The sequence below is a fragment of the Nevskiales bacterium genome, assembly GCA_035574475.1.
Taxonomy (GTDB): domain Bacteria; phylum Pseudomonadota; class Gammaproteobacteria; order Nevskiales; family DATLYR01; genus DATLYR01.
Genome location: DATLYR010000166.1, coordinates 1 through 26049 on the forward strand (window position 1 = coordinate 1; position 26049 = coordinate 26049).

General features: G+C 63.7%; 26 protein-coding genes. 23 read left to right on the plus strand and 3 right to left on the minus strand.

Annotated features, from left to right (window positions below; translation table 11 throughout):
* Both VNJ47_10060 and purU read left to right on the plus strand, forming a co-directional pair.
* On the plus strand, positions 1-627 hold a 627-nt coding region (locus VNJ47_10060; protein ID HXG29172.1), incomplete at its 5' end, for a Sir2 family NAD-dependent protein deacetylase.
* 19 nt (positions 628-646) lie between these two features.
* On the plus strand, positions 647-1510 hold the full coding sequence (gene purU / locus VNJ47_10065; protein ID HXG29173.1) for a formyltetrahydrofolate deformylase: 864 nt from the start codon (positions 647-649) through the stop codon (positions 1508-1510).
* A gap of 143 nt (positions 1511-1653) precedes the next feature.
* Here purU and arfB read toward each other — a convergent pair whose 3' ends face one another.
* Together arfB and VNJ47_10075 are read right to left on the minus strand one after the other, a co-directional pair.
* Positions 1654-2067: an alternative ribosome rescue aminoacyl-tRNA hydrolase ArfB gene (gene arfB, locus VNJ47_10070; GenBank protein HXG29174.1), complete on the minus strand. Its 414-nt coding sequence runs from the start codon at positions 2065-2067 to the stop codon at positions 1654-1656.
* On the minus strand, positions 2064-2648 hold the full coding sequence (locus VNJ47_10075; GenBank protein HXG29175.1) for an ACP phosphodiesterase: 585 nt from the start codon (positions 2646-2648) through the stop codon (positions 2064-2066). The genes arfB and VNJ47_10075 overlap by 4 nt, the downstream gene beginning before the upstream one ends.
* A 116-nt stretch (positions 2649-2764) precedes the next feature.
* On the opposite strand from VNJ47_10075, the gene VNJ47_10080 reads away from it, so the two are divergent.
* From VNJ47_10080 to VNJ47_10150, 15 genes are all read left to right on the plus strand, one after another.
* A complete protein-coding gene (locus VNJ47_10080) occupies positions 2765-3736 on the plus strand; it encodes a beta-ketoacyl-ACP synthase III (GenBank protein HXG29176.1) in 972 nt (323 codons plus the stop codon).
* Between the two features lie 25 nt (positions 3737-3761).
* The gene (prpB, locus tag VNJ47_10085) at positions 3762-4661 is read left to right on the plus strand and encodes a methylisocitrate lyase (GenBank protein HXG29177.1); all 900 of its coding nucleotides are present in this window, start codon (positions 3762-3764) and stop codon (positions 4659-4661) included.
* A 63-nt stretch (positions 4662-4724) separates the two neighbouring features.
* A complete protein-coding gene (gene prpC, locus VNJ47_10090; GenBank protein HXG29178.1) occupies positions 4725-5888 on the plus strand; it encodes a 2-methylcitrate synthase in 1164 nt (387 codons plus the stop codon).
* 19 nt (positions 5889-5907) lie between these two features.
* On the plus strand, positions 5908-8517 hold the full coding sequence (acnD, locus tag VNJ47_10095) for a Fe/S-dependent 2-methylisocitrate dehydratase AcnD (GenBank protein ID HXG29179.1): 2610 nt from the start codon (positions 5908-5910) through the stop codon (positions 8515-8517).
* 123 nt (positions 8518-8640) lie between these two features.
* Positions 8641-9831: a 2-methylaconitate cis-trans isomerase PrpF gene (gene prpF / locus VNJ47_10100; GenBank protein HXG29180.1), complete on the plus strand. Its 1191-nt coding sequence runs from the start codon at positions 8641-8643 to the stop codon at positions 9829-9831.
* Positions 9832-9901: 70 nt separating this feature from the next.
* Positions 9902-10864 (plus strand): UDP-glucuronic acid decarboxylase family protein, encoded by a 963-nt coding sequence (locus VNJ47_10105; protein HXG29181.1) that lies wholly within the window; start codon positions 9902-9904, stop codon positions 10862-10864.
* A 60-nt stretch (positions 10865-10924) separates the two neighbouring features.
* Positions 10925-12055 carry a TylF/MycF/NovP-related O-methyltransferase gene (locus VNJ47_10110; protein HXG29182.1) on the plus strand — a complete coding sequence of 377 codons (1131 nt, stop codon included), beginning with the start codon at positions 10925-10927 and terminating at the stop codon, positions 12053-12055.
* Between the two features lie 9 nt (positions 12056-12064).
* Entirely contained in the window at positions 12065-13216 is a 1152-nt protein-coding gene (locus tag VNJ47_10115) for a hypothetical protein (protein ID HXG29183.1), read from the plus strand.
* 12 nt (positions 13217-13228) lie between these two features.
* Complete coding sequence (locus tag VNJ47_10120; protein HXG29184.1) at positions 13229-14050, plus strand: ABC transporter permease; 822 nt, start codon at positions 13229-13231, stop codon at positions 14048-14050.
* 13 nt (positions 14051-14063) lie between these two features.
* On the plus strand, positions 14064-15329 hold the full coding sequence (locus VNJ47_10125; GenBank protein ID HXG29185.1) for an ABC transporter ATP-binding protein: 1266 nt from the start codon (positions 14064-14066) through the stop codon (positions 15327-15329).
* 18 nt (positions 15330-15347) lie between these two features.
* Positions 15348-16088 (plus strand): class I SAM-dependent methyltransferase, encoded by a 741-nt coding sequence (locus tag VNJ47_10130; GenBank protein HXG29186.1) that lies wholly within the window; start codon positions 15348-15350, stop codon positions 16086-16088.
* Positions 16085-16828, plus strand: a complete 744-nt coding sequence (locus VNJ47_10135) for an FkbM family methyltransferase (GenBank protein HXG29187.1) — start codon at positions 16085-16087, stop codon at positions 16826-16828. Before VNJ47_10130 ends, VNJ47_10135 begins: the two co-directional genes overlap by 4 nt.
* Entirely contained in the window at positions 16825-17541 is a 717-nt protein-coding gene (locus VNJ47_10140) for a class I SAM-dependent methyltransferase (protein HXG29188.1), read from the plus strand. The genes VNJ47_10135 and VNJ47_10140 overlap by 4 nt, the downstream gene beginning before the upstream one ends.
* 15 nt (positions 17542-17556) lie before the next feature.
* Positions 17557-18492 (plus strand): hypothetical protein, encoded by a 936-nt coding sequence (locus VNJ47_10145; protein ID HXG29189.1) that lies wholly within the window; start codon positions 17557-17559, stop codon positions 18490-18492.
* A gap of 92 nt (positions 18493-18584) precedes the next feature.
* Positions 18585-19364: a class I SAM-dependent methyltransferase gene (locus tag VNJ47_10150; protein ID HXG29190.1), complete on the plus strand. Its 780-nt coding sequence runs from the start codon at positions 18585-18587 to the stop codon at positions 19362-19364.
* Positions 19365-19392: 28 nt separating this feature from the next.
* Here the strand turns inward: VNJ47_10150 and VNJ47_10155 are convergent, their stop codons facing one another.
* Complete coding sequence (locus VNJ47_10155; protein HXG29191.1) at positions 19393-20139, minus strand: class I SAM-dependent methyltransferase; 747 nt, start codon at positions 20137-20139, stop codon at positions 19393-19395.
* Between the two features lie 180 nt (positions 20140-20319).
* Between VNJ47_10155 and VNJ47_10160 the strand changes: the two genes are divergently transcribed.
* The 6 genes from VNJ47_10160 to VNJ47_10185 all read left to right on the plus strand — a co-directional run bounded on the left by VNJ47_10160 (position 20320) and on the right by VNJ47_10185 (position 26036).
* Positions 20320-21243, plus strand: coding sequence for a glycosyltransferase family 2 protein (locus VNJ47_10160; protein HXG29192.1), 924 nt, complete (start codon positions 20320-20322; stop codon positions 21241-21243).
* Positions 21228-22034 carry an FkbM family methyltransferase gene (locus tag VNJ47_10165; GenBank protein ID HXG29193.1) on the plus strand — a complete coding sequence of 269 codons (807 nt, stop codon included), beginning with the start codon at positions 21228-21230 and terminating at the stop codon, positions 22032-22034. The genes VNJ47_10160 and VNJ47_10165 overlap by 16 nt, the downstream gene beginning before the upstream one ends.
* Before the next feature lie 12 nt (positions 22035-22046).
* Positions 22047-23126, plus strand: coding sequence for a glycosyltransferase family 8 protein (locus VNJ47_10170; GenBank protein HXG29194.1), 1080 nt, complete (start codon positions 22047-22049; stop codon positions 23124-23126).
* A gap of 81 nt (positions 23127-23207) precedes the next feature.
* Positions 23208-24251, plus strand: a complete 1044-nt coding sequence (locus VNJ47_10175; protein ID HXG29195.1) for a putative sugar O-methyltransferase — start codon at positions 23208-23210, stop codon at positions 24249-24251.
* A complete protein-coding gene (locus VNJ47_10180; GenBank protein HXG29196.1) occupies positions 24248-25204 on the plus strand; it encodes a glycosyltransferase family 8 protein in 957 nt (318 codons plus the stop codon). Before VNJ47_10175 ends, VNJ47_10180 begins: the two co-directional genes overlap by 4 nt.
* Before the next feature lie 49 nt (positions 25205-25253).
* On the plus strand, positions 25254-26036 hold the full coding sequence (locus VNJ47_10185; protein HXG29197.1) for an FkbM family methyltransferase: 783 nt from the start codon (positions 25254-25256) through the stop codon (positions 26034-26036).
* The last annotated feature ends 13 nt before the right edge of the window (positions 26037-26049 follow it).

Below are 26049 nucleotides of genomic sequence, written 5' to 3' on the forward strand. Positions count from 1 at the left end.
GAGGCACAGCTGACCGAGGAGAAGCTGCCGATCGAGGTGGCGCTGTCCGGGCAGATGCTGCGGCGCGAGCCGCAGCTGACCTGGAAATACATCCACCAGATCGAGAGCGCCTGTCGCGGCGCGCGCCACAACGTCGCGCACCAGGTGATCGCGCAGATGCAGGAGCGCTTCGAGACCGTCTGCGTGCTGACTCAGAACATCGACGGCTTCCACCGCGACGCCTGCAGCCGCGAGCTGATCGAGATCCACGGCAATATTCACGAGCTGCACTGCGTGTGCTGCGACTACGAGGCCTGGGCCGACGACTACAGCGGGATCGAGCTGCCGCCGGCCTGTCCGCGCTGCGGCGAGCTGGTGCGGCCGCGGGTGGTGCTGTTCGGCGAGATGCTGCCGGAAGCCGCGCTGGCGCGGCTCGAGCGCCAGGCTCGGCGCGGCTTCGACGCCGTGCTCAGCATCGGCACGACCAGTGTGTTCCCCTATATCGCCGGGCCGGTGCACGAGGCGCGGCGCGCCGGCATCCCGACCATCGAGATCAATCCGGGCAAGAGCGAGGTGTCGGCCATCGTGGATTGTCGATTGCGCCAGCGGGCGGCAGTGGCACTGCCCCAGCTCTGGGCGCGGCTTTAACTGCACTCGAGCTGGGGCCTTGCGCGTGAATACGACCGCCCGTTTGCTGATCGCCTGCCCGGACCGCCCCGGCATCGTCGCCGCGGTTACCGGCTTTCTGTTCCAGCACGGCGCCAACATCACCGACCTCGACCAGCACTCGACCGATCCGAGCGGCGGGACCTTCTTCATGCGCCTGGAGTTCCAGACGCCGGGCCTGGATGTCAGCGCGGCCACGCTGGAGCAGGCGTTCGCCCGCGAGGTGGCGGCGCGCTTCGGCATGACCTGGACGCTCAACCTGGCGGCGCACCGCAAGACCATGGCCTTGTTCGTCTCGCGCCACGACCACGCCCTGCTCGAGATTCTGTGGCGCGCGGCCCGTGGCGAGCTGCCGGCCGAGATCACGGCGGTCATCTCCAACCACCCCGACCTGGGGGACGCCGTGCGCGGCTTCGGCGTGCCCTTCCATCATGTCCCGGTCGAGCCCGGCCGCAAGGCCACGGCGGAGGCGCAGGCGCTGGAACTGCTTGGCAACCGCACCGAGCTGGTCGTACTGGCGCGCTACATGCAGGTGCTGTCGGCCGGGTTCGTGGCGCGCTATCCGAACCGCATCATCAATATCCACCACTCCTTCCTGCCGGCCTTCGCTGGAGCCGACCCTTACCGGCAGGCCTATGACAAGGGCGTCAAGCTGATCGGCGCCACCGCCCACTACGTGACGGCGGAGCTGGACGAGGGTCCGATCATCGAGCAGGCCATCGCGCGGGTGACGCACCGCGACAGCGTCGAGGACCTCAAGCGCATGGGCCGCGACCTCGAACGCCAGGTGCTGGCGCGCGCGGTGCTCTGGCACCTGGAGGACCGGGTGATCGTGGACGGGCGCAAGACCATCGTCTTTGCCTGACCGAGTGTTTAGAACCCCTGATTAATTCTGTCACCCCGGCGAAAGACGGGGTCCAGAGCCTTGTAAAGCCGCTGGATTCCGGTCCAGGATCGAGTCCGGGGCGGGCTCTTCGCCGGAATGACGAGAGGAGATTAGAGCTTCTCTTAATCTTCCCAGCCGCCGCGCCGCCGTTCCTTCTTCTTCGCCTGCAGGCCTTTGTCGGTCAGCCGGCGCTGGCGTTGGGCGGCGCTCGGCCGGGTTTTTTTACGGCGCTTGGGCTGGATGGCTGCCTGCCGCAGCAGTTCGGCCAGGCGGGCACGGGCCTCGGCGCGGTTGAGCGCCTGGTCGCGGTGGTTGCGCGCGGTGATGACCAGCACGCCGTCGCGGCTCGCGCGCCGGCCGGCCAGCGCCAGCAGGCGCTGCTTGGTGGCATCGTCCAGGCTGGATGAGCTGCGCACGTCGAAGCGCAGTTGCACCGCGCTGGCGACCTTGTTGACGTTCTGGCCGCCGGGCCCGCCGCTGCGGATGAAGGATTCCTCGATCTCGTGCTCGGGCAGCCGAAGCGGTGGTGTGTTCATGCCGCCGACGCCTGTTGGGCAAAACGCAGCAGTTCCGGGAAGAAGCGAGCGAAATCCTGCGCCAGTTCGTCCTGCAGCGGCGCCAGTGCCTGCCAGCCGGTGGCCAGCGGGTTGGCGCGCGACAGCCGCCTGGACAGGCCGACCAGCGCCTGCTGGATGCCGGCCGGTTCGCGGTAGGACAGCAGTAGGTTGCGCGAGCGCAGATAGCTCAGGCGCAGCAGGAAACCCGGGTGCGCCAGCCGCAGGCCCTCGCGCTGCAGCTGCCGGTAAGCGGTTTGCGCGAAATCCTCCAGCGGGTGAGCGTGGTACCGCGGCCATTGCAGTGCCAGGCAGTGGTCGAAGTAAACGTCCAGCAGGATGCCGGCGTAGCGGCGGTAGGGCGGCTGCAGCCGCGCCTTGGCGGCGCGTACCACCGGATGCGCGTCGGTAAAGCTGTCCACGCGCCGGTGCAGGCGGATGCCCTGTTCGATCGCGGGCGGATAGCGCCCCTCCAGCGGCCCGCGCACGACGTCGCCCATGAGGCTGCCGGCCAGGGAAGTCCCCGTGCGCTCGGCCAGATACAGGTGGGCAAGATAGTTCATGAGCAGCGAGCGGGGCTGTCCTGCGGCGGTGCAAGAGACGCGCAAGTGTAGGGGGCATTACCCATCCAATCAGATGATAGCTGCGATTCGTTCGCAGCCGATATAATCGACGACTTATGCAACGCCGCATGGGCTATTCCCGGATCGTCGGCACCGGCAGCTACCTGCCGGCCAAGGTGTTGACCAACCAGGAGTTGGAGAGCCGGATCGATACCTCCGACGAATGGATTTTTTCCCGCACCGGCATCCGCAGCCGGCATGTCGCCGCCGAAGGCGAGCTGACCAGCGACCTGGCGCTGCAGGCCTCGCGCCGTGCGTTGGAGGCCGCCGGCGTCGGCCCGGACCAGATCGATCTGATCATCGTCGGCACCACCACCGAGGACATGGTGTTCCCGTCCACCGCCTGCCTGCTACAGGCCAAGCTGGGCGTGACGCAGGGCGCGGCCTTCGACGTGCAGGCGGTGTGCACCGGCTTCGTCTATGCGCTGGCCATCGCCGACAAGTTCGTCGCCTCGGGCCAGTCGAAGTGCGCGCTGGTGGTCGGCGCCGAGGTGTTCTCGGGCCTGCTGGACTGGAGCGACCGGCGCACCTGCGTGCTGTTCGGCGACGGCGCCGGCGCCGTGGTGCTCAAGCCTTCCGACGAGCCCGGCATCCTGTCCACGCACCTGCACGCGGAAGGCCAGCAGAGCCACATCCTCTGCGCCAAGGGCTTCTGGCATGACGGTCGCTTCCACGAGCACGCCAACGTGCAGATGGACGGGCAGGCGGTGTACAAGTTCGCCGTACGGGTGCTGGAGCAGGTGTGCGAGGAGGCGCTGAGCGCCAATGGCTACACCGGCAAGGAGCTCGACTGGCTGGTGCCGCATCAGGCCAACATCCGCATCATCCAGTCCACGGCCAGGAAACTGGGTCTGCCGCCGGAGCGGATCATCACCACGCTCGAGCACCAGGGCAATACTTCCGCCGCCTCGGTGCCACTGGCGCTGGACGTCGCGGTGCGCGACGGCCGCATCCGGCCCGGGCACCTGGTGCTGCTGGAGGCGGTCGGCGGCGGCATGACCTGGGGTGCGGCACTGTTGCGGTGGTGACAGGCATCCAGTAAGGACAGACCGAATGACGACTCAACGATCGAATCCATCCCCTGGCACGCGCTTCCGCGCGGCCCTCACCGCCGAGCAGCCGCTGCAGGTGGTGGGTGCGATCAATGCCAATCACGCGCTGCTGGCGCAGCGCGCCGGCTTCAGGGCAATCTACCTCTCCGGCGGTGGCGTGGCCGCGGGTTCCCTGGGCCTGCCCGACCTGGGCATCACCGGCCTCGACGACGTGCTGACCGACGTGCGCCGCATCACCGACGTCTGTGACCTGCCGCTGCTGGTGGACGTGGACACGGGCTTCGGCGCCAGCGCCTTCAACGTCGCGCGCACCACGCGGTCGCTGATCAAGGCCGGTGCCGCGGCCATGCACATCGAGGACCAGGTCGGCGCCAAGCGCTGCGGGCATCGCCCCAACAAGGAAATCGTGTCGAAGGAGGAGATGGTCGACCGCATCAAGGCAGCGGTGGATGCCCGCACGGACGACAGCTTCGTCATCATGGCGCGTACCGATGCGCTGGCGGTCGAGGGTCTGGAGCCGGCCATCGAGCGCGCCGTGGCCTGCGTCGAGGCCGGCGCCGACATGATCTTCCCGGAGGCGATGACCACGCTGGACATGTACCGGCAGTTCGCCGCGGCGGTGAAGGTGCCGATCCTGGCCAATATCACCGAGTTCGGCGCAACCCCGCTGTTCACGGTCGAGGAATTGCGCGGCGCCGGGGTAGGGCTGGTGCTGTACCCGCTGTCCGCCTTCCGGGCCATGAACAAGGCCGCGGAAAACGTGTATAAAGCGATTCGCCGCGACGGCACGCAGAAGAACGTGGTGGAGACCATGCAGACCCGCATGGAGCTTTACGACGTGATCGGCTACCACAGCTACGAGCAGAAACTCGACGAGTTGTTTGCGAAAGGCAAGAAATAGATACCCCGTCATTCCGGCGAAAGCCGGTATGACGAGCAGGAGATTACGAAGGGAGTTAAAACGATGACCGAAGCAGCCCAATCTACGACGCCGGGTTTCAAGCCGAAGAAGTCCGTGGCCCTGTCCGGCGTCGCCGCCGGCAATACCGCACTGTGCACGGTGGGCCGTACCGGCAACGACCTGCACTACCGCGGCTACGACATCCTCGACATCGCCGAGCAGTGCGAGTTCGAGGAGATCGCACACCTTTTGGTGCACGGCAAGCTGCCGACGGTGGCCGAGCTGGCTGCCTACAAGGCCAAGCTCAAGGCCCTGCGCGGCCTGCCGGCTAACGTCAAGGGCGTGCTTGAATGGCTGCCGGCCTCGGCTCACCCGATGGACGTGATGCGCTCAGGCGTTTCCGCGCTCGGCTGCGTGTTGCCGGAATCGGCCGACCACAACCATGCCGGTGCGCGCGACATCGCCGACCGCCTGCTGGCCTCGCTCGGCTCGATGCTGCTGTACTGGTATCACTTCTCGCACAACGGTCGGCGCATCGAGGTCGAGACCGACGACGATTCGATCGGCGGGCACTTCCTGCACCTGCTGCACGGCCGGCGTCCCCCGGAACTGTGGGTGCGGGCCATGCACACCAGCCTGATCCTCTACGCTGAGCACGAGTTCAACGCCTCGACCTTCACCTGCCGTGTGGTGGCGGGTACGGGGTCCGATATGTACTCCGCCATCTGCGGCGGCATCGGCGCGCTGCGCGGGCCCAAGCATGGCGGCGCCAACGAGGTGGCCTTCGAGATCCAGAAGCGCTATGACACCCCGGACGAGGCGGAAGCCGACATCCGCGCGCGCGTGGCCAATAAGGAAGTCATCATCGGCTTCGGCCACCCGGTCTATACCGTGTCCGACCCGCGCAACAAGGTGATCAAAGAGGTGGCGCGGAGGCTGTCGAAGGATCAGAATAATATGAAGATGTTCGACATCGCCGAGCGCCTCGAGACGGTGATGTGGGAGATCAAGAAGATGTTCCCGAACCTGGACTGGTTCAGCGCCGTCAGCTACCACATGATGGGCGTGCCCACCGCGATGTTCACGCCGCTGTTCGTGATGGCCCGAACCTCCGGCTGGAGCGCGCACATCATCGAACAGCGCATCGACAACAAGATCATCCGCCCGAGCGCCAACTACACCGGGCCGGAGAACCTCAAGTTCGTCCCGCTCCGGGAGCGCCGCTGAACCCGCACGTGGCTGCACCATGAACACCGCCCACCGCAAGCCCCTTCCCGGCACACGGCTGGACTACTACGACGCGCGCGAGGCGGTCGAGGCGATCCGGCCCGGCGCCTGGGACCGGCTGCCCTACACCGCGCGTGTGCATGCCGAGAACATCGTGCGCCGGGCCGAGCCTTCCATGATCCCCGCCTATCTGACGCAGCTGATCGAGCGCCGGCGCGACCTGGATTTTCCGTGGTTCCCTGCGCGCGTGGTGTGCCATGACATCCTCGGCCAGACCGCGCTGGTGGACCTGGCGGGGCTGCGTGACGCCATCGCGGAGCGGGGCGGGGATCCGGCCAAGGTAAACCCGGTGGTGCCGGTGCAGCTGATCGTGGACCACTCGCTGGCGGTGGAGCATGCGGGCTTCGAGAAGGACGCCTTCGCGAAGAACCGTGCGATCGAGGATCGCCGCAACGACGATCGCTTCCACTTCATCAACTGGACCAGGCAGGCTTTCAGGAACGTCGAGGTGATCCCGCCGGGCAATGGCATCATGCACCAGATCAACCTGGAGCGGATGAGCCCGGTGATCTATGTGCAGGATGGCGTGGCCTTCCCCGATACCTGTGTCGGCACCGACAGCCATACCCCCCACGTGGATGCACTGGGCGTGATTGCCATCGGGGTGGGCGGCCTGGAGGCCGAGAACGTGATGCTGGGGCGCGCCTCCTGGATGCGCTTGCCGGACATCGTCGGTGTCGAGCTGACCGGCCGGCCGCAGCCGGGCATCACCGCGACCGACATCGTGCTGGCACTGACCGAATTCCTGCGCAAGGAGCGGGTGGTCGGCGCCTACCTGGAATTCCACGGCGAGGGCGCCGCGGCGCTGACGCTCGGCGACCGCGCCACCATCTCCAACATGGCGCCGGAGTACGGCGCCACCGCGGCGATGTTCTTCATCGACTCGCAGACCATTGACTACCTCAAGCTCACCGGCCGCGATGAACAGCAGGTCAAACTGGTCGAGACCTATGCGAAGCACACCGGCCTGTGGGCCGATGCGCTGAAAACCGCCGAATACGAGCGGGTGCTGAAGTTCGATCTGTCCACGGTCGTGCGCAACATGGCCGGCCCGTCGAATCCGCACAAGCGCCTGCCCACCGCGGCGCTGGCCGAGCGCGGCATCGCCGGCAATCTCGACAAGGTGCGCGAGGAAGAGGCCAGGGGCCTGCTGCCGGACGGCGCGGTGATCATCGCCGCCATCACCAGTTGCACCAACACCAGCAATCCGCGCAACGTCATCGCCGCGGGCCTTTTGGCGCGCAATGCGAACCGGCTGGGCCTGGTGCGCAAGCCCTGGGTCAAGACCTCGCTCGCGCCCGGCTCCAAGGCCGTGCAGCTGTACCTGGAAGAGGCCGGGCTGCTGCCCGAGCTGGAGAAGCTCGGCTTTGGCATCGTCGCCTTCGCCTGCACCACCTGCAACGGCATGTCGGGCGCACTGGACCCGAAGATCCAGCAGGAAATCATCGAGCGGGATTTGTACGCGGTGGCCGTACTGTCCGGCAACCGCAACTTCGACGGCCGCATCCATCCCTACGCCAAGCAGGCCTTTCTCGCCAGCCCGCCCCTGGTGGTGGCCTACGCGATCGCCGGCACGATCCGCTTCGACATCGAGAAGGACGCGCTCGGCGTCGGGCCAGACGGCAAGCCGGTCACGCTCAAGGACCTGTGGCCGAGCGATGCCGAGATCGACGCCATCGTCGCCAGGAGCGTCAAGCCCGAATTCTTCCGCAAGGTCTATGAGCCGATGTTCAGCCTGAAGGCGGCCGGCGAGGCGAAGGTCAGTCCCCTGTATGCCTGGCGGCCGCAGAGCACCTACATCCGTCGTCCGCCCTACTGGGAGGGCGCGCTGGCCGGCGAACGCACGCTCAAGGGTATGCGCCCGCTGGCGGTGCTCGGCGACAACATCACCACCGACCATCTCTCCCCTTCCAATGCGATCCTGCCGGACAGCGCCGCCGGCGAGTACCTCGCGAAGATGGGCCTGCCGGAGGAGGACTTCAATTCCTACGCCACGCACCGCGGTGACCATCTCACCGCGCAGCGCGCGACCTTTGCCAACCCGAAGCTGGTCAACGAGATGGTCGTGGTCGACGGCAAGGTCCAGCAGGGCTCGCTGGCGCGTGTGGAGCCGGACGGCAAGATCATGCGCATGTGGGAAGCGATCGAGACCTACATGAACCGCAAACAGCCGCTGATCATCATCGCCGGCGCCGATTACGGCCAGGGCTCCTCGCGCGACTGGGCCGCCAAGGGCGTGCGCCTGGCCGGCGTGGAGGCGATCGTCGCCGAGGGCTTCGAGCGCATCCACCGCACCAACCTGATCGGCATGGGCGTGCTGCCGCTGGAGTTCAAGCCCGGCGTGAACCGCAAGACGCTCGGCATCGACGGCACCGAGACCTTCGACGTGATCGGCGAGCGCCGGCCGCGTGCCGACCTGACCCTGGTCATCCATCGCCGCAGCGGCGAGCGCGCCGAGGTGCCGGTGACCTGCCGCCTCGACTCCGACGAGGAGGTCTCGATCTACGAGGCCGGCGGCGTGCTGCAGCGTTTTGCGCAGGATTTCCTCGAATCGGCCAAAGCGGCCTGAGGTTATGCGTTCCCTCTCCGCGCGCGGGTGAGGGGGCCAGGGAGAGGGTGCTGCAAGAACCGAAACCCTCTCCATAGCCCTTCTCCCATAACTGGGATATGGGGAGCTTATAGAGATTCGTACATGACCCACCCCCCACAAATCAAAATTCCCGCCACTTACATGCGGGGCGGCACCAGCAAGGGTGTGTTCTTCCGTCTGCAGGACCTGCCCGAGCGCTGCCGGCAGCCGGGCGAAGCGCGGGACCGCCTCCTGCTGCGCGTCATCGGCAGCCCGGATCCGTACGGCAAGCAGATCGACGGCATGGGCGGCGCGACCTCGAGCACCAGCAAGACCGTCATCCTGTCGAAAAGCAGCCGGCCCGATCACGACGTGGACTACCTGTTCGGCCAGGTGTCCATCGACAAGGCCTTCGTGGACTGGAGCGGCAACTGCGGCAATCTCTCCGCCGCGGTCGGGCCGTTCGCCATCAGCCACGGTCTGGTGGATGCCGGCCGCGTGCCGAAGGACGGCGTGGCCGTCGTGCGCATCTGGCAGGCCAACATCGGCAAGACCATCGTCGCACACGTCCCGATGACCGGCGGCGAGGTGCAGGAAACCGGCGATTTCGAGCTGGACGGCGTGACCTTTCCCGCCGCCGAGGTGCAGCTGGAATTCCTCGACCCGGCCGACGAGGGGGAGGGCGAGGGCGGTGCCATGTTTCCCACCGGCAAGCTCGTGGACGAACTCGAAGTGCCGGGCCTGGGCCGGCTCAAGGCCACGTTGATCAACGCCGGCATCCCGACCATCTTCGTCAACGCCGAGGCAGTCGGTTACACGGGCACCGAATTGCAGGATGCCATCAATGGCGATACCAGGGCCCTGGCCCTGTTCGAGGCCATCCGGGCCCAGGGCGCGCTGCGCATGGGGTTGATCAAGGACCTCGGCGAGGCGGCGAAGCGCCAGCACACGCCGAAGGTCGCCTTCGTCGCGCCGCCGAAGGACTACATCGCCTCCAGCGGCAGGAAGATCGCCGCTGCCGACATCGACCTCAACGTGCGCGCGCTGTCCATGGGCAAGCTGCACCACGCGATGATGGGCACGGCCGCCGTGGCCATCGGCACGGCCGCGGCCATCCCCGGCACGCTGGTGAACCTGGCGGCGGGCGGCGGCGAACGCAATGCCGTGCGCTTCGGCCATCCCTCCGGCACGCTGCGGGTGGGCGCGGAGGCCCGGCAGGTCAATGGCCAATGGGTCGTGACCAAGGCCATCATGTCACGCTCGGCGCGCGTGCTGATGGAGGGTTGGGTGCGGGTGCCCCAGGACGCTTTCTGAGTTTTGGAAGTCACAGTGCGCTAGGATGCGCGTTTGGCGGACTTTGCCGGCATAAACAGGGATCACGGGCATGAAGTTTCACAGCTACAAGCGCGTCATGGTGACCGGCGGCGCCGGCTTTCTGGGCTCGCATCTTTGCGACCGGCTGATCGAGCAGGGTCACGACGTGCTGTGCGTGGACAACCTGTACTGCGGCAGCAAGGACAACATTCGCCACCTGCTGAGCCATCCGCGCTTCGAGTTCCTGCGCCACGACGTCAACTTCCCGCTGTTCGTCGAGGTGGACGAGATCTACAACCTGGCCTGTCCGGCCTCGCCGATCCACTACCAGCGCGACCCGGTGCAGACCACCAAGACCAGCGTGCACGGCGCCATCAACATGCTGGGCCTGGCCAAGCGCGTGAAGGCCAAGATCCTGCAGGCCTCGACCAGCGAGGTGTACGGCGATCCCAAGGTGCACCCGCAGCCGGAAGGCTACTGGGGCAACGTGAATCCCATCGGCATCCGCGCCTGCTACGACGAGGGCAAGCGCTGCGCCGAGACGCTGTTCTTCGACTACTACCGTCAGCACCGGCTGCGTATCAAGGTCGCGCGCATCTTCAACACCTACGGGCCGCGCATGCATCCGAACGACGGCCGCGTGGTGTCGAACTTCATCATGCAGGCGCTCAAGGGCGAGCCGATCACCCTCTACGGCGACGGCAGCCAGACGCGCGCTTTCTGCTACGTGGACGACCTGGTGGACGGTCTGATGCGGCTGATGAACTCGGACGACGAGGTCATAGGGCCGGTCAACCTGGGTAACCCGGGCGAGTTCACCATCAAGGAGCTGGCCGAGCGCGTCAGCCGGCTGACACGTTCGAAGTCGGAGCTCGTCTACAAGCCCCTGCCCAGCGATGACCCCACCCAGCGCCAGCCGGACATCGCACTGGCCAGGTCCCGGCTGGGCTGGGAGCCGAAGGTCGATCTCGAAACGGGCTTGGCCAGGACCATCGAGTATTTTCGCGGCTGGTTGCGGGAACACGCGGAGTGATGCCCGTCGCACCCATGGCGGACCGATCGGCTGCCGGATCCTGGTGAAGGCGCACGTGTCGTGAGGAATGCGCTCCAGCGCCTGCGCCGGCATCTGCGCCAGGGCACGCTCGGCGATGTGCTGCTGAGCCGTGCCGGCATCATGCCGCTGCACGCCCGCGTGCGCTGGCATGGCGCAGGCGATATCGGACAGGCGGCGCGTGCGCTGGCCAAGTGGGCGCGGATCCTGTGCGCACAGGACGGCGAGGGCGCGTGGGTGCTGAGCGTCGGTGACGGGGGCGACTACCACCGGCAGCTGAATCTGCGCCTGCGGCGGCATGGGGTGCGTCACGAAGCCATCGGCCTGGAGCAGATCGAGGCCTGGACGCCGGGACCGGACGGCAAGCCCGCTGCGGTGCTTTGCGCCTACCCGGACAGCCGCCGCCTGACCCGCGCCGCGCGCACCGTGGCCGCCCATCCTGCCTTCGCCGGCGTCCCCTTCGAGTACGCCGCCGGGCTCGATCCGGAGCGCCGGCTGTTCGCGGCGCGCGATGAATATGCCGACACCTTCTTCGTGTCCCCGGTGCTGCTCGACGATCCCACCCCGTATGCGCTGTACGAAGAATCGCTGAAGCACTTCGAGCAGAAATGCGGCCTGCGCGATTTCCTCGACTTGTACCAGCTGCTCAGGACCGTGGTCGAGAACGACGTGCCCGGCGACATCGCCGAGTTCGGCTCCTACCGCGGGCATAGCGGCTGGCTGATTGCACAGACGCTGCAGGCCCTGGGTTCGCGCAAGCACCTGTACCTGTTCGACACGTTCGAGAACTTCCCGGCCGAAAACCTGGGCCTCGACTACTTCTGGAGCCGCACGCATGCGGTGGATTTCGCGGAGGTGCAGCGCAAGTTCGAGGGGCTGCGCGAGCGCGTCAGCCTGGTCAAGGGCGATTTCACCCGCACGCTGACGGAATCCGGCCTCGGCACCGTCGCGCTGGCCTATGTGGATTGCGACTCCTACCGTGCCACGCGCTTCCTCATCGAGCAGCTGCTGCCGGAGCGGCTGTCGCCGCGCGGGGTGCTGGTCTGCGAGGACTACGGCCACCCCGCGCTGCTGGGCAATCGCGCGGCCGTGCACGACAGCCTGGACGGCCAGCGCGGTTACCTGCGCTACTTCTCCCAGTTCAGCGGCCTGTACGTGGTCGTCAAGTATTGAGGCGCAGCGATGGCCCGCAGGACCGATATCGTCGTCACCACCATCTTCGAGCCGGCCTGGCTGCCGGGCTACCTGGATAACCTGCGTCGGCATGGGCATGAGGCGTCAGTGACGCTGCGCATCATCTGTGATCGCAAGACGCCGGCATCGGTGTATGCGGCGGCCGAGCAGGCGCGCGCGGCCGGTTTCCGGATCGACTGTCCGACGCTGGATGAGCAGGCGGACTACCTGCGCAAGCTGGGCCTGCCGGGGGATTTCATCCCCTGGAACACGGACAACCGGCGCAACATCGGCTTCCTGCGCGCCTGGGAGAGCGGGGCGGAGGTGCTGATCTCGATCGACGACGACAATTATTGCCGGTCGGATTCCGATTTCGTCGGTGAGCACCAGGTGGTCGGCCGCAAGGCCGGCGCGCTTGCCGGGCAGCGGCTGGCGACGGGCGAGGCCTGGTTCAACATCTGCGCGCTGCTACAAGGCGGCCATCGGGACCCGATCTACCCGCGCGGATTCCCGTATCGTGTGCGGCAACAGGCATCGACCGCTGCGCTATCCGCCAGCGCCGATGGCGTGGCGGAGCGGCGGATCGCGATCAACGCGGGCCTGTGGCTGGATGACCCGGACGTGGACGCCATCACCCGTCTTGCACAGCGGCCCCGGATCACGGCGGCCGACGCCGCCGGCGTGCTGCTGGCACCCGAGACCTGGTCGCCGATCAATACCCAGAACACGGCGCTGCTGCGCGCGGCCGTGCCCGCCTACTACTATGTGCGCATGGGCTATCCGCTGCAGGGCTTGAAGATCGACCGCTTCGGCGACATCCTGTCCGGCTACTTCGTGCAGGCCTGCGCCAAGCACCTGGGCGACCTGGTGCGCGTGGGCGGGCCGGTGGCCGATCACCGCCGTACCCCGCACAACCTGCTCAAGGACCTCTACCATGAGCTCGCCGGCATCGCGCTGATCGAGGACCTGCTGCCCTGGCTGCAGGAAGAGAAGCTCGAAGGTGACGACTACCCGGCTGTCTATGCATCGCTGGCGGACGCGCTCGACGCGCAGGCGGAGCGCTTCCGGGGCTTCGTGTGGGACGAGGGCGGCCGTGAATTCCTGCGCGAGACGGCGGGCTGCATGCGCGCCTGGCTCGGCATCATTGCCAAACTGGGTTAGTCGGATATAGGCATGGGGATCGACCAAATCGTCATCGACGCAGCACGGCCACGCAAGAGCCTGGACCTGCGCGAGCTGTGGCGCTATCGGGATTTATTGTATGTCCTGGTGCGGCGCGACGTTGCGGTTCGCTACCGGCAGACGGCACTCGGCGTGCTGTGGGCCATCCTGCAGCCGCTGGCTACCATGCTGATCTTCACCCTCATTTTCGGCCGCCTCGCACGGATGCCCTCCGACGGGCTGCCTTATTCGCTGTTCGCATTTGCAGGCTTGCTGCCCTGGATTTTCTTCGCCAGCACGCTCAACGCCGTTGGCAATTCAGTCGTCAATTCCAGCAACCTCGTGACCAAGGTTTATTTCCCGCGCCTGATCATACCGCTGGCTGCGATCGGCGCACCGTGTCTGGACTTGTTCATCTCGACCCTGTTCATGTGCGCGCTGATGGCGATCCACGGCTTTTGGCCCGCCTGGAGCGCGTTGTGGCTACCCGTGCTGTTTCTGGCGGTGGTCGTGACGGCCGTAGGCACGGGCAGCCTCATCGCGGCACTCAATGTCTCCTACCGCGATTTTCGCCACTTGCTGCAGCCGCTGATCACGCTCTGGCTGTTTGCTACGCCGGTCATCTACCCGCCTGCTATCGTGCCGGAAGACTGGCGCTGGCTGCTGTTCCTCAACCCGATGGCCGGGATCGTCACTGCCATCCGCGCGGCCTGGTTCGGGCTACCCTTCGATCTGACAGGGCTGGGACTCTCGCTGGCGGTGAGCGTATGCCTGCTGATTATCGGTCTCTCGTATTTCCGCTCGGTAGAGCGCCGCTTCGCGGACATCATCTAGGCCAGGCATGTCGATGAGCTATGCGATCGAAGCCTCGGGGATTGGCAAGCGCTATGTGGTGAGCCGGCAGCGGGTGGGGACACGCACGCTGGTAGAAGAGCTTGCCGGTTTGCCCCGCAGGCTCGTGCGGCGCGTATTCGGTGCGGGTACGGAGACTGAGCAGGTGGATTTCTGGGCCTTGCGCGGGGTCGATTTTACCGTGAGCCAGGGCGAGGCCGTAGGCATCATCGGCCGCAACGGCGCCGGCAAGAGCACGTTGCTCAAGATCCTCTCACGTGTTACGGAACCGACCGAGGGTCGGGTGGTTCTGCGCGGTCGCGTAGCCAGCCTGCTGGAGGTCGGCACGGGCTTTCATCCCGAGCTGTCCGGGCGCGAGAACATCTATTTGAATGGCGCCATCCTTGGCATGCGCCGGCACGAAATTGCCGCCCGGCTGGAGCAGATCGTAGATTTTGCCGGCGTCGCAGGCTTCATCGATGAGCCCATCAAGCATTACTCCAGCGGCATGTACACGCGCCTTGCCTTTGCCGTCGCGGCCTTCCTGGAGTCCGAGATCCTGATCGTGGACGAAGTGCTGGCGGTGGGCGACCACGCTTTCCAGGAAAAATGCCTTGGCACCATGCGCGATGCCGCGACCAGCGGCAGGACTGTTCTGTTCGTGAGCCACAATATGGCGGCCATTGCCCAGATCACCACCCGCACGCTACTGCTGGACCAGGGGCGGGTGGCATTCAACGGGCCCACGCGCGAGGCGACCGAGCACTATATCGGCGTAAAGCAGCGCGCATCCATGACTGGCCGCGTGCCGACCGACAGGATCAGCTGTGGCCGGCGCTGGCGTCGCGACGATCATCTGTATATCCGCGAGATAGGCTTTGCGGACGGACAGCTGGATGAAATCCCTGTGGGTGGCAGCGTACGGCTGCAGGTGCTGATCACCGCGGCAGGCGGCTATGAAGGGCTGCGCCTAGCGTATACGCTCAACAGCAGCGATGGCACGCCGCTATTGACTGGGCTTACCTCATACTTCTCGGTAGAAGCGGGTGAACAGTTGTACGAGCTCACCATCGACAGGATAAACCTGATCCCGGGCGAGTATGATTTCAGCCTCATTCTGGGTACCGGGGGCTGGGCCGACCCGAAGCGGGAATGCGATGTTTATATCGGCTTTGGACGGCTCAGGGTGTCGCCTTTGATGCCAGACGGCGGTTTGTTCGGAGACTGGCACAGCGCCTGGGGCATGAGCACGCATTATGATTCACGGCTGCGGCGCATCTGAGCGCATATGGGCCAGGAGATGAGCCACAGCACCATGCAATACAGCGACTACGTCAATGGCGTTTCGTTCAGGTTCTGCCAGCCGAGCAGCAACCCCTGGCTTTTCAACCAACTGTCACGAGTAGCGCGCCGGCTGGGTTACTCACTGGAGATGCTGAACACTCTTTTGCCGGAAGATCCGGATGGCATGCACGAGCGGCTGGAGGATCTGTGCCGCATTCCGCGGATGTCCACCTATGCGATCGGCGCCATGATCAACGCTGGCGTGGCCCGTATGCCAGTCGATCAGGCTTTCGTCAATGTGGGTGTCTGGAATGGGTTCACCTTTCTCGCCGGCATGATGCGGAATGCCGACAAGACCTGTATCGGCGTGGACAACTTCTCGGAGTTCGGCGGTCCACGCGAGGCGTTCCAGGCGCGATTTAGACACTACAAGAGCCCCAATCACTTTTTCTACGACATGGATTATCGCGAGTACTTCGCCAAGGTCCATAAACAGCCGATCGGCTTCTATATCTATGACGGCGAACACAGCTACGAGAACCAGCTGGAGGGCCTGAAAGTGGCAGAGCCACATTTCGCGCCGGGCTGTATCGTGCTGGTGGACGATACCAACCTGAAAGCGCCGCGCTGGGCTGTGCAGGATTTCCTCGATGCACGTCCGAATCAGTATCGGGTGCTGCTGGATCGCCGGACGCATGGCAACCTGCATCCCACGCTGTGGAACGGCGTGATTGTGCTTCAGAAGACCGGTATATGAATCTGAAGAAGGGGATCAACGCCGTTCTGGGCCGCTTCGGCTACCGCATCCAGCGTATGGGTGCCGAACCTGCGGTCTTCGGGGTGGATCCGATGCGTGACATGCGCGTGCTGAGTACTGCGGGCGACCAGCCGGTGATTTTCGACGTAGGCGCGAACGTCGGCCAGTCAATCGATAACTTCCGGCGACACTTTCGCTCGCCGGTTATCCACTCCTTCGAACCGAGCCCAAAAGCCTTCGCCGAACTGCAATCGCATGCCGCAAGTATCCCGGGAGTAACGCTCAATAACCTCGCGTTGGGTGCGCGGCCTGGCGAAGCGAGTTTTTTCGAGAGCGAGGCAGGGACGCCCATGAGTTCGCTGCTGCAACCTGGTACGGAGTGCTGGGGCGGAGGCGGTGTGCGCGAGACATTGCAGGTGCGGGTTTCAAGTGTGGACGAATATTGTCGTCAGCGCGGGATTGGACAGATTGACATCCTGAAGATCGATACCCAGGGTTACGATTTCGAGGTGATCAAGGGTGCGAAGGCGATGATCCGGAACCGCGCCATTCACCTGATTCACATGGAGATCATTTTCTGTGACATGTACAAGGGACTGCCGCGCATGGATGAGATCTACGCGTTCCTTGCCGATCGCGGCTATGAACTGGTGACGTTCTATCCATTCTGTTACTGGGGTAACAAGGCTTCGTGGACCGAAGGATTGTTCATGCATCCGGAATATCGGCGGATGGCGTGACCGTCGCAGGCAGTCCGTCGCTGCTCAGACGCGCCGGTCGCCGGTTGCGCCGGCTGCTGTTGTGGTTCGATCCTTTCCGTTATGTGCTGGGTACTCTGCGGCAGTCGATCGCCGCACAACTCGCTGGCATGGCGCTGCCGCGCAGTCCGCGCGTGCTGGATTACGGCTGTGGTGGACAGCCGTATCGCTCCTTGCTGCCCGATGGTTGCGAATACGTGGGAGCAGACATTGCTGGCAACGAAAGGGCACAGATTGTCATCAACGCAGATGGAACTCTGCCGGTCGCGGAGGCCAGCTACGATCTGGTGCTATCCACGCAGGTCCTGGAGCACGTTGACGACCCGTCCGTGTATTTGGAGGAATGCCGCCGCATCCTTAGGCCAGGCGGGCGGCTGCTACTGACCACACACGGCTTGATGTTCTACCACCCCTATCCTCAGGATCTCTGGCGCTGGACCGCTGACGGCCTGCGCCTGGCCGTCCAGCGCGCTGGTCTGCAGGTGGTTGGCGTGGAAGGTGTGGTCGGCCTGATTCCTGCGTCGGTGTGGCTGGTAATGTTCGAGTATCAGGCCTGTTTGCCTTGGGGATTGCGGCACCTGTTTGTTCTCAGCTGTAACCTCCTTATGCTGCTTTCTGACCGCATGACCTCGGACGGCTCGCGCCTGCGCAACGCCTGCGTTTACAACCTCGTTGCGCAACGGGGCGCAGACTGAAAGCGGCCCGCTTCTATGACTCGCCTCGACCTCTCCGTGTGCGATACGCCGATTGTGCTGCTGATTTTCAATCGGCCGCGCCCCACGGCGCGGGTATTCGCAGAGATTGCCAAGGTTCGCCCACGAAAGCTGCTGGTGGTAGCGGATGGCCCGCGTCCTGGGCGGTCTGGCGAAGATCGGCTCTGTGCTGAAACCCGTGCCGTCATTGAGCGCGTTGACTGGCCCTGCGACGTCCAGACCCATTATTCGGACATCAATCTCGGCTGCCGACAGAGGATCACCAGTGGGCTCGACTGGGTTTTCTCGCGCGTAGACCGGGCCATCATACTTGAGGACGACTGCCTGCCGGACCCTAGTTTCTTCCGGTTCTGCACAGAGTTGCTGGAGCGCTACCGCGACGACGAGCGTGTCCACATGATACGTGGCGGTAATTTTTTAGAAGGACGCAGGCCGGTTGATACGAGCTATTACTTTTCCCGTTGGTTCCACATCTGGGGCTGGGCAACCTGGGCGAGGGCCTGGCACCACAACGACGTCAGCATGGCCGACTGGCCGCGGCTGCGCGATAGCGGCTGGCTGGAGAGCTTCCTGCCCACCCCGGCCATGTGCGCCCGCGCGAGAGAAATTTTCGATGATTCATACGCGGGTCGCCTGGATACCTGGGAGTATTACTGGGTGTACTCGAGCTGGCTTCGCAAGGCGCTGGCGATCAGCCCAGCTACCAACCTGGTGACCAATATCGGTTTTGGTGAAGATGCTACGCATTTGCGTAACAGTCGCCATCCGCACTCCGAGCTTCCGGTGACGCCGATGGCATTCCCGCTGCGGCATCCAGAGATGGTCTGCGTCAGCAAGGAAGCAGACTTGATCGAGTGGCAGCTGTTGAACCCATCGCAGCACCGGCGCAAACTCGTGGAACGGCTGTTGCGCAGATTGCGGGTATGTCCATGAATGCACGGATTCGACGGCTCCACCACCGCGCGTGACCGCTTACCTGTTTGTACGGCCGGAATGATCTGAGTATTCGGACAGGGAGAATCGTCATGTTGCCAGGCAGTGTTGAAAAGATTCTTGGCATGTTGAAGCCCGACGACCTCGTGCTCGACGTCGGTGGCTGGGCATGCCCGTTCAACCGCGCACAGTACATCTTGGATGCGGAACCTTACGAGACTCGAGGCTGGTACAAGGTCTATGGCGGGCCGGCAAGCCAGGGCGGCGACAAAGAGTGGTTTACCAAGGAAACCTGGATCCAGCGGGATATTTGCGAGCATACCCCGTGGCCCTTCAGCAACAAGCAGTTCGACTTTGCCATCTGCTCGGGAACTCTCGAGGACATTCGAGACCCGTTGTGGGTCTGCTCCGAGCTGATACGGGTGGCCAAGCGCGGTTATATCGAGGTACCAACCCGGCAGTGGGAATCGAGCCGCGGCATTGAATATCCGAACCTGGCAGGCATGTCACATCACCGCTGGCTGATCGAGATCGAGGGTAACCAGATCCAATTTCTCCAGAAGTATCACGCGATCAACGCGCACTGGCGATTTTCTTTCCCGAGGTCGTTTGGACGCACGTTGATTGGTGAACGAGCCATGCAGTGCCTATGGTGGGAGGGCTCTTTTAGTTATGTTGAGACCTCGATAAATGGCACCGGCAATACGGAAGAGATTCTTGCAGAGTATGTTCAGCGTATACGCCCCTATCCACGATGGCTACTGGCAGCTGACCGTTACGCCAGAAAAGTCCGAAGCTTGCCGCTCAGGATCGTGCGGAAGTTGCGCGCCAAAGCCAATTACTCGAAGTATGGATTCGCCGATCCTGCCTGAGGTTCTACTGCTGAAACGTCTGGCTATATCAATGCGCTGACATGATGCGCTCTGCAACTACCACACAATTGTCGTTCGTACCGTGCCTGGCGCGATGGTAGATCGAGCTTACTTTCCAACCCGGGAAGGTTTCGATCATCGACGCGATAGCACTGCCAGAAAGTAGCCACCACCATTCGTAGTCCCACGCCGGCCTCAAACCAAAGGGTTTGTGCACCGGGCTGCCCCAGAAGGGCATCAACTTTGATCTTTCCAATTCACTAAGGCCGGGTAGAAAGATCGCGGTGTTAGAGATGCCGGGCAGGTCGGGAAGGGTCTTGCTGCCGATGATGGCGTACTTGTCCGCGATGCTCAGGAGCTTGCCGATGACGCCGAAGGGGTCCGGGGTGTGGTACAAGAGGCCCGTACACCAGACGACATCGTGTTTGCCAACTGTTGCGGCCAAGTCAATCGTGTCGATATTGCCCTGCACGAACCTGACCGAGGAATTTTTCTGTTGCCGGGTCTGCAGGAACTCTGGCGTTGGGTCCATGGCATCGAAAGCGGTGACTTTTGTTGCCCCCTTGCTTTCTGCGTAATAGGCCACGGAGCCATGCATGGTCCACATGCAGCAGATATCCGCAAAGCTGTTACCCGGTGCATAGGTTCTGATGAGGTGGCCAAACAGTGTGTCGTCAGGATTTGTCGGTGATGTCGGTGTATAGCCGTGGAAGTCGCGCCGATTGAAGCGGCGTACGAAGCGCATGATGACGTAGACGGCATTTCTGATCAGCATGGGCAGCAAACCGCGGGCGGGCTTGTTATACCGGTGGATAGCCGTTATGAAGTGCTTCATTGATCGGGTTGGGAAAGAGAGAACGATCCGCAGTATATGATAAGTTGGGACAAAAAACCCAAATATCGTTCCGACCACGAACTTGAACCTATTACCCCCTGTCCGCGACCCCCTGTCCCCATGCTGCTAAGCATCATCGTGCCGAGCTTCAACCAGGCGCGCTTCATCCCTGCGACGCTGGATTCGATTCTTGCGCAGGACTACCGTCCGGTAGAGGTCATTGTCGTCGATGGCGGTTCCACTGATGCCACGGTGGATATCCTCAGGGAGTATGCCGCCCGTTATCCCGAACTGCGCTGGCTGTCGGAACCGGATAACGGCCCGGCCGACGCGGTCAACAAAGGACTCGCGCTCGCGCGTGGCGAAATCGCCGCGATCCAGAGTTCCGATGACATCTACTACCCTGGTGCATTCTCGGCTGTGATGCGTGAGTACGCGGCGCACCCGGACTGTGGCTTTCTGATCGGCCATTACTGCGGAATAGATCTGGAGGGTCGGGTCCTTTATACCGAGCGCCTGCCGGAATTCTCCTGGGAAGCCTACTTCGGCCTGGCGCTGTGCATCCCGCAAAGTTCGATATTCTTCCGTATGTCGGTGGCACGAGAAGTCGGCGGCTGGAACAGTGCCTACTATGGTTGCGATCTGGATTACTGGCTGCGTCTGCTGCTGCGTACGCGTGCCATCCGGCTCGATCGTGTCCTGTCCGGCTGGCGCCTGTATCCGGGGGCGCGCACACACAGTGGGCAGCAGCGCAAGATATGGGATGGTTACTGGCGGATGATAGATGACAACCGAGATCTGAGGTTGGCACCGGCCCGGGTACAGCGCCTCGCGCGAGCCAGTCGCCATATCCTGGCGCTGCGTTTCCATCCGACCGGCAACCGCTGGTCGATCCGCTGGCACCTGTTGTTGGGCCTGCTGCAGCACCCAAGCTTCTGGCGCTATCACCGGCTGCCGGATCTGGCACGCTTCCTGCCAGGCTACCATCTGGCCCGCACCATCTATCACCGGCTCAGGCAGCTGTGTTCATGCTCAACTACCTGAGGCGCACACTGCCTCGTGATGCCCTGCCGCGCCTGTGGTGGCGGCGCGTACGGTACTGGTACACGACACGCAGGCTGACAGGGCCGAAGCTCCTGCGCGCTTTCGCTAACGCCTACCCGGAAGCCTTTTTCGTACAGATTGGCTCCAATGACGGTGAGCAACTCGATCCTTTACGGCGGGTGATTCTGGCTGGGCGCTGGCGTGGGCTGATGGTTGAGCCGGTGCCATATGTCTACGAGCGCTTGCTGCGCAACTGTGGGCCCTATCGAGATCGCATCCGCTGCGTGAACGCTGCGATCGCTGACCACGATGGTGAGCTGCCTTTCTTTCACCTGCGTCCAGTCGAGGATTACCGCCGCGAAGGTCTGCCATTCTGGTATGACCAGCTGGGTTCCTTCAGGAAGTCCGTAGTGCTCAAGCATGCCGACGTCATTCCCGACATCGAGCATAGGTTGGTCGAGGTCCGTGTACCTTGCCTGAGCTTCGATACACTGTGCCGACAGCATGGTGCCGACCGCGTGGATTTGCTGCATACGGACACGGAGGGTTATGACTTCGAATTGCTCAAGGGCATCGACCTGGACCGTTACCGGCCCCGCCTGCTGATCTATGAGCATTACCATTTCACGCCGGAGGACCGCGCTGCTTGCCAGGCTTACCTGGCAGGCCACGGCTACGAGGTCATAGAAGAGGGGATGGATAGCTGGTGCCTGCGGGTGAGCGACGCCGGAGTTCGCGATGCGCGATTGCTTGCGCTGTGGCGCAAGCTGCAACGGCGTGCAGTGAGCTAAGGGCAGCTGCGCGTGCTGGAAGCCGTTGCTCGCAGTCTGAGGGCGCTGGCCTGGTGGTTCGGTCCCTTTGATCCCGTTCCGCCGCCCGCACCTGTTCCAGCGGCGACCGTATCGCGCACACAGATTAGCAGCGACATCCTGCACCTGGCCTGTGCCGCCGATGCCAACTATGCACCACACTGTGCGGCGATGCTCAATTCAGTGTTGGATCATGCCGGAGGCTTGGCGGTGACCGTGCATTTCATGCATGCACGGCATCTTGACCGCGATGTGCTGGAACGTCTGGCGGTGATGATCAGCACCAAGGGCGGTTGGTTTCACCCCGTCCATGTCCCGGACGAATCGGTCGCCGGGCTTCATGCCAGTGAGCGCATCACACGCGTCGCATGGTACCGGTCATTGTTGCCGCAGCTGCTTCCGGATATCGAGCGGGTGCTTTACCTGGACTGCGATGTTCTGGCAGTGGATTGTCTGCGCCCGCTGTGGGAGACGGACCTGGAGGGCTGCTACGCGGCTGCCGTGCGCAACGTTTTCCAGCCCGCCCTGGCGAAGCGCCATCTGGCCCTCGGCCTGCCTCCGGACCAGCCCTATTTCAACAGCGGTGTGCTGCTGATGAATCTGGCACTGATGCGACGGGATCGTTGTACGGAGAAAATTTTGACGCATGCCCGCCAGCATGGCGCCAAGCTGATCTGGGTAGACCAGGATTCGGTCAACTATGTCCTGGGAACCCGGTGCCGCCTGCTGCACCCGCGCTGGAACTGCCAGAACAGCCTGTTCTACTGGCGGCATGCAGGTGAGGCTTTTGCCCCCGGCGAGGTAGAAGAAGCTACCCGAAGACCGGCCATACTTCATTTCGAGGGGCCGGGCCTGGCCAAGCCCTGGAACCCGCTATGCAAGCATCCCTGGCGCGCCCACTATCACTTCAACCTGGCGCAAACCCCCTGGGCATGCCAGGCGGAGGCCGAGATTGACTGGGGCAGCCGCCTGTTGAGACTATTGCCAATGAGAGTGGCGCCAGTGCTGCTTGACTGGGCATGGCGACTGCGCCGCCGTTTAGGCCGGGCCTTCAGGCGCCACCGATTGCGCTGACGACCACAAACTGCACTACCACAAACCCGCCCCATGGCATTTCCGGCCGCCGGTGACCGACCCGACAGGCAGTAATCCGACATGAATATCTCCGCCCTGAGTAAACAGGCCGTGCGCGTCGCCCTGGCCCGTGTCGGTCTCAGCATACGGCGCATCGCTCACGAGGAAAAACTCTACGTGCTCGCCGGCCACGATCCGGCCGTTCCCCTGCCGGCGGGTACAGAGACAGTGCTGCGTTACGACAATCCGCGGCTGCTGGAGCTCGAGCGGCGTTACCGCGCGGTGGACTCGCCGGTGTGCCAGCACACGCAGTGGCGTGCAGAGCTGCGCCCGCAGGCCATGGACTTGCGATATTTCCGTGGCGATAACGCTTACATGTGGCAATACCGCCGCACACGGGATTTCACGCGGCTCCGGTATTACCTCTATGCGCGATACATCCGCGAGCTTGATCAGCGTCAACTGCTCGGCAGGAAGCTGACCGAAGATGGCCTGTTCGGATGTTTCACCTTCAGTTTCGATGAAATGCCGACTGTAAGCCGTGACTTGCTGGATTCAATCAATGAACTCTATTTCCTGGACCGCCACTGGAACCTGTTCGGCCGTAGAGGTGCCCGGCTGCTGGACATCGGCGCCGGTTACGGGCGACTGGCCCACCGGATGCTCTCTGCAACGGACAGTGTCGAGCGCTACTGGTGTATAGACGCGATCCCGCGTTCTACCTTCCTGTGCGAATACTATCTGGGTTACCGCGGTTGCCTGACCAGCAACGGTGGCCGGGCTGTCGTCGTGCCGCTGGACGAAATGGAAACATCGCTCCAACCAGGGGGGGCTGACCTGGCAGTGAACATCCACAGCTTCAGTGAAATGAGTTATGCCGCTGTGGAGGGCTGGATCCGCTGGCTCGAGAGGCTCAAGGTGCCGTACCTGATGGTCATCCCCAACGAACCCGACATGCTGAGTAAAGAGGCCGATGACACGCGCCGGAGTTACCGCCCGATCATCGAGCGTGCGGGTTACCGCCTGATTGCGCAGGAGCCCACCATCCGGGACAGCGACGTACGCAAGCTGTTCGGGGTTGCCGACTTCATGTTCCTCTTCGCACGTGAGGCGGGCCCGGCATGATCGAGATCGCCTGTTCGGCAGACGCACCTTATCTGCCGCATGTATCGGTGATGCTGCACTCGGTGCTGACGCGCACTCCAACGCGGCCCTTGCGCGTCTGGCTGACCCATGACACGGAACTCCCGGAGGAGGGGCGGCAGCGGCTGCAGGCCGTGGTCGAAGGGCAGGGCGCTACGATCGAGTATGTGACGGTGCCGCCCGCCCTGATGGCCGGGTTCTCCACAAAAAAATTCCATGCAGCGTGCTGGCATCGCATCCTGCTGCCTGACCTGTTGCCCCAGGTCGACAGAATCCTCTATCTTGATTGCGATATCATCGTGGCCGACGATCTGACCCCGTTGTGGGAGACGCCGCTGGCGGGCGCGCTCTTCGGCGCAGTGTGCAACCCGCTGTTTCCGCTGATGCGCAACTGGCCCAAGCAGGACCTTGGGCTTGATGACCCGCTGGATTACCTGAACTCGGGCGTTCTCCTGTTGGACCTCCGCGCCTTGCGTCGCGTCGGCCTTGGTGATCAGTTGCGTGATTATTCGCTTCGTCATCCGGACCGACTGCTGCCGGAGCAGGATGCGCTATCCGATCTCATGCGCGGACGCTGGTTGAAGCTGCACCCACGCTGGAACCTGCAAACCACTTTCTACGACCTGCCAGCCTGGCTGCTGCCGTTTCCGAGGCAAATCGTGCGTGAAGCGCTGGCGCGGCCTGCGGTCATCCATTACAACGGGCCGTTCAAGCCCTGGCAGTACCTGTGTAAGCATCCTCTGCGCGGGTTGTACTTCGATCATCTCCAGCAGACGCCCTGGCCGCGACAGCCACTGGAGCGGTCGAGTCTGCCTTATCGTCTGATCAAGCCGCTGCCAGTGACCCTTCAGTACCGCGTTTTTGAGTTGCGTAAACTGTGGCGGCGCCTGCGCAGCCTGTTCGGCCGGCTGGCCAGCGCGTTTCGTCCGGCATAGTCATGGCGTGGCATGCCGGATGATGGGCGCCTGGTCTCTCCGTGAATCCTTGCGCGCCTGGATCGCTGCGCGGCCAGCACTATGGCGCTGGTACCGGCAGATACGACGCCGTCTGCTCGGCGAAGCACCCTGGCCGCCAAGTCCGATCCGACAGGTGCTGCAGAGCCTGGCTGACGAGAAGGCTGCGATTCGCTTCGTGCAGATCGGATCGAACGATGCCAGCACAGGTGACCCGATCATCGAGTTTGTGCAGTCCTATGGCTGGCAGGGCGTCCTGGTCGAGCCAGTGCCATATGTATTCGAGCGCCTGCGCCGTCGGTTCGCTGCCAATCCCCGCCTGAAGCTCGAAAACCTCGCCATCGGTAGCCATACGGGGCAAAGGCCATTCTTCTGCCTGGAGCCACTCGAGCGGCCGCCCTCGCGTTACTACGACCAGCTCGGGTCATTTTCGCGCGCCCATATCGAGAAACATGAGCGCTATCTGCCGGGAGTCAGCGCGCATATCCGCGAAATCCAGGTATCCTGCACGACGCTCACGGAGCTGTTGAAGAAACACGATTTCCGACAACTCGATCTCCTGCAGGTGGATGCCGAAGGCGCGGATTTCGAAGTGCTGTCGAGTCTGGATTTCGACTACTGCACGCCTTTGCTGGTGCTGTTCGAATACGGCCACCTGATCAGGACAGAGCGCGAGCAGTGCGTCCTGTTCCTTCAGGCGCGCGGTTATCGCTTGCTATACGAGGGGCGGGATTGTCTGGCGATGCACCGCGAGGCAGGAAAGCACTGGCCACGGACCGCCCTGGCCTTCGAATCGCTATCACCGGATGTCTGACTCGCAGCCACAC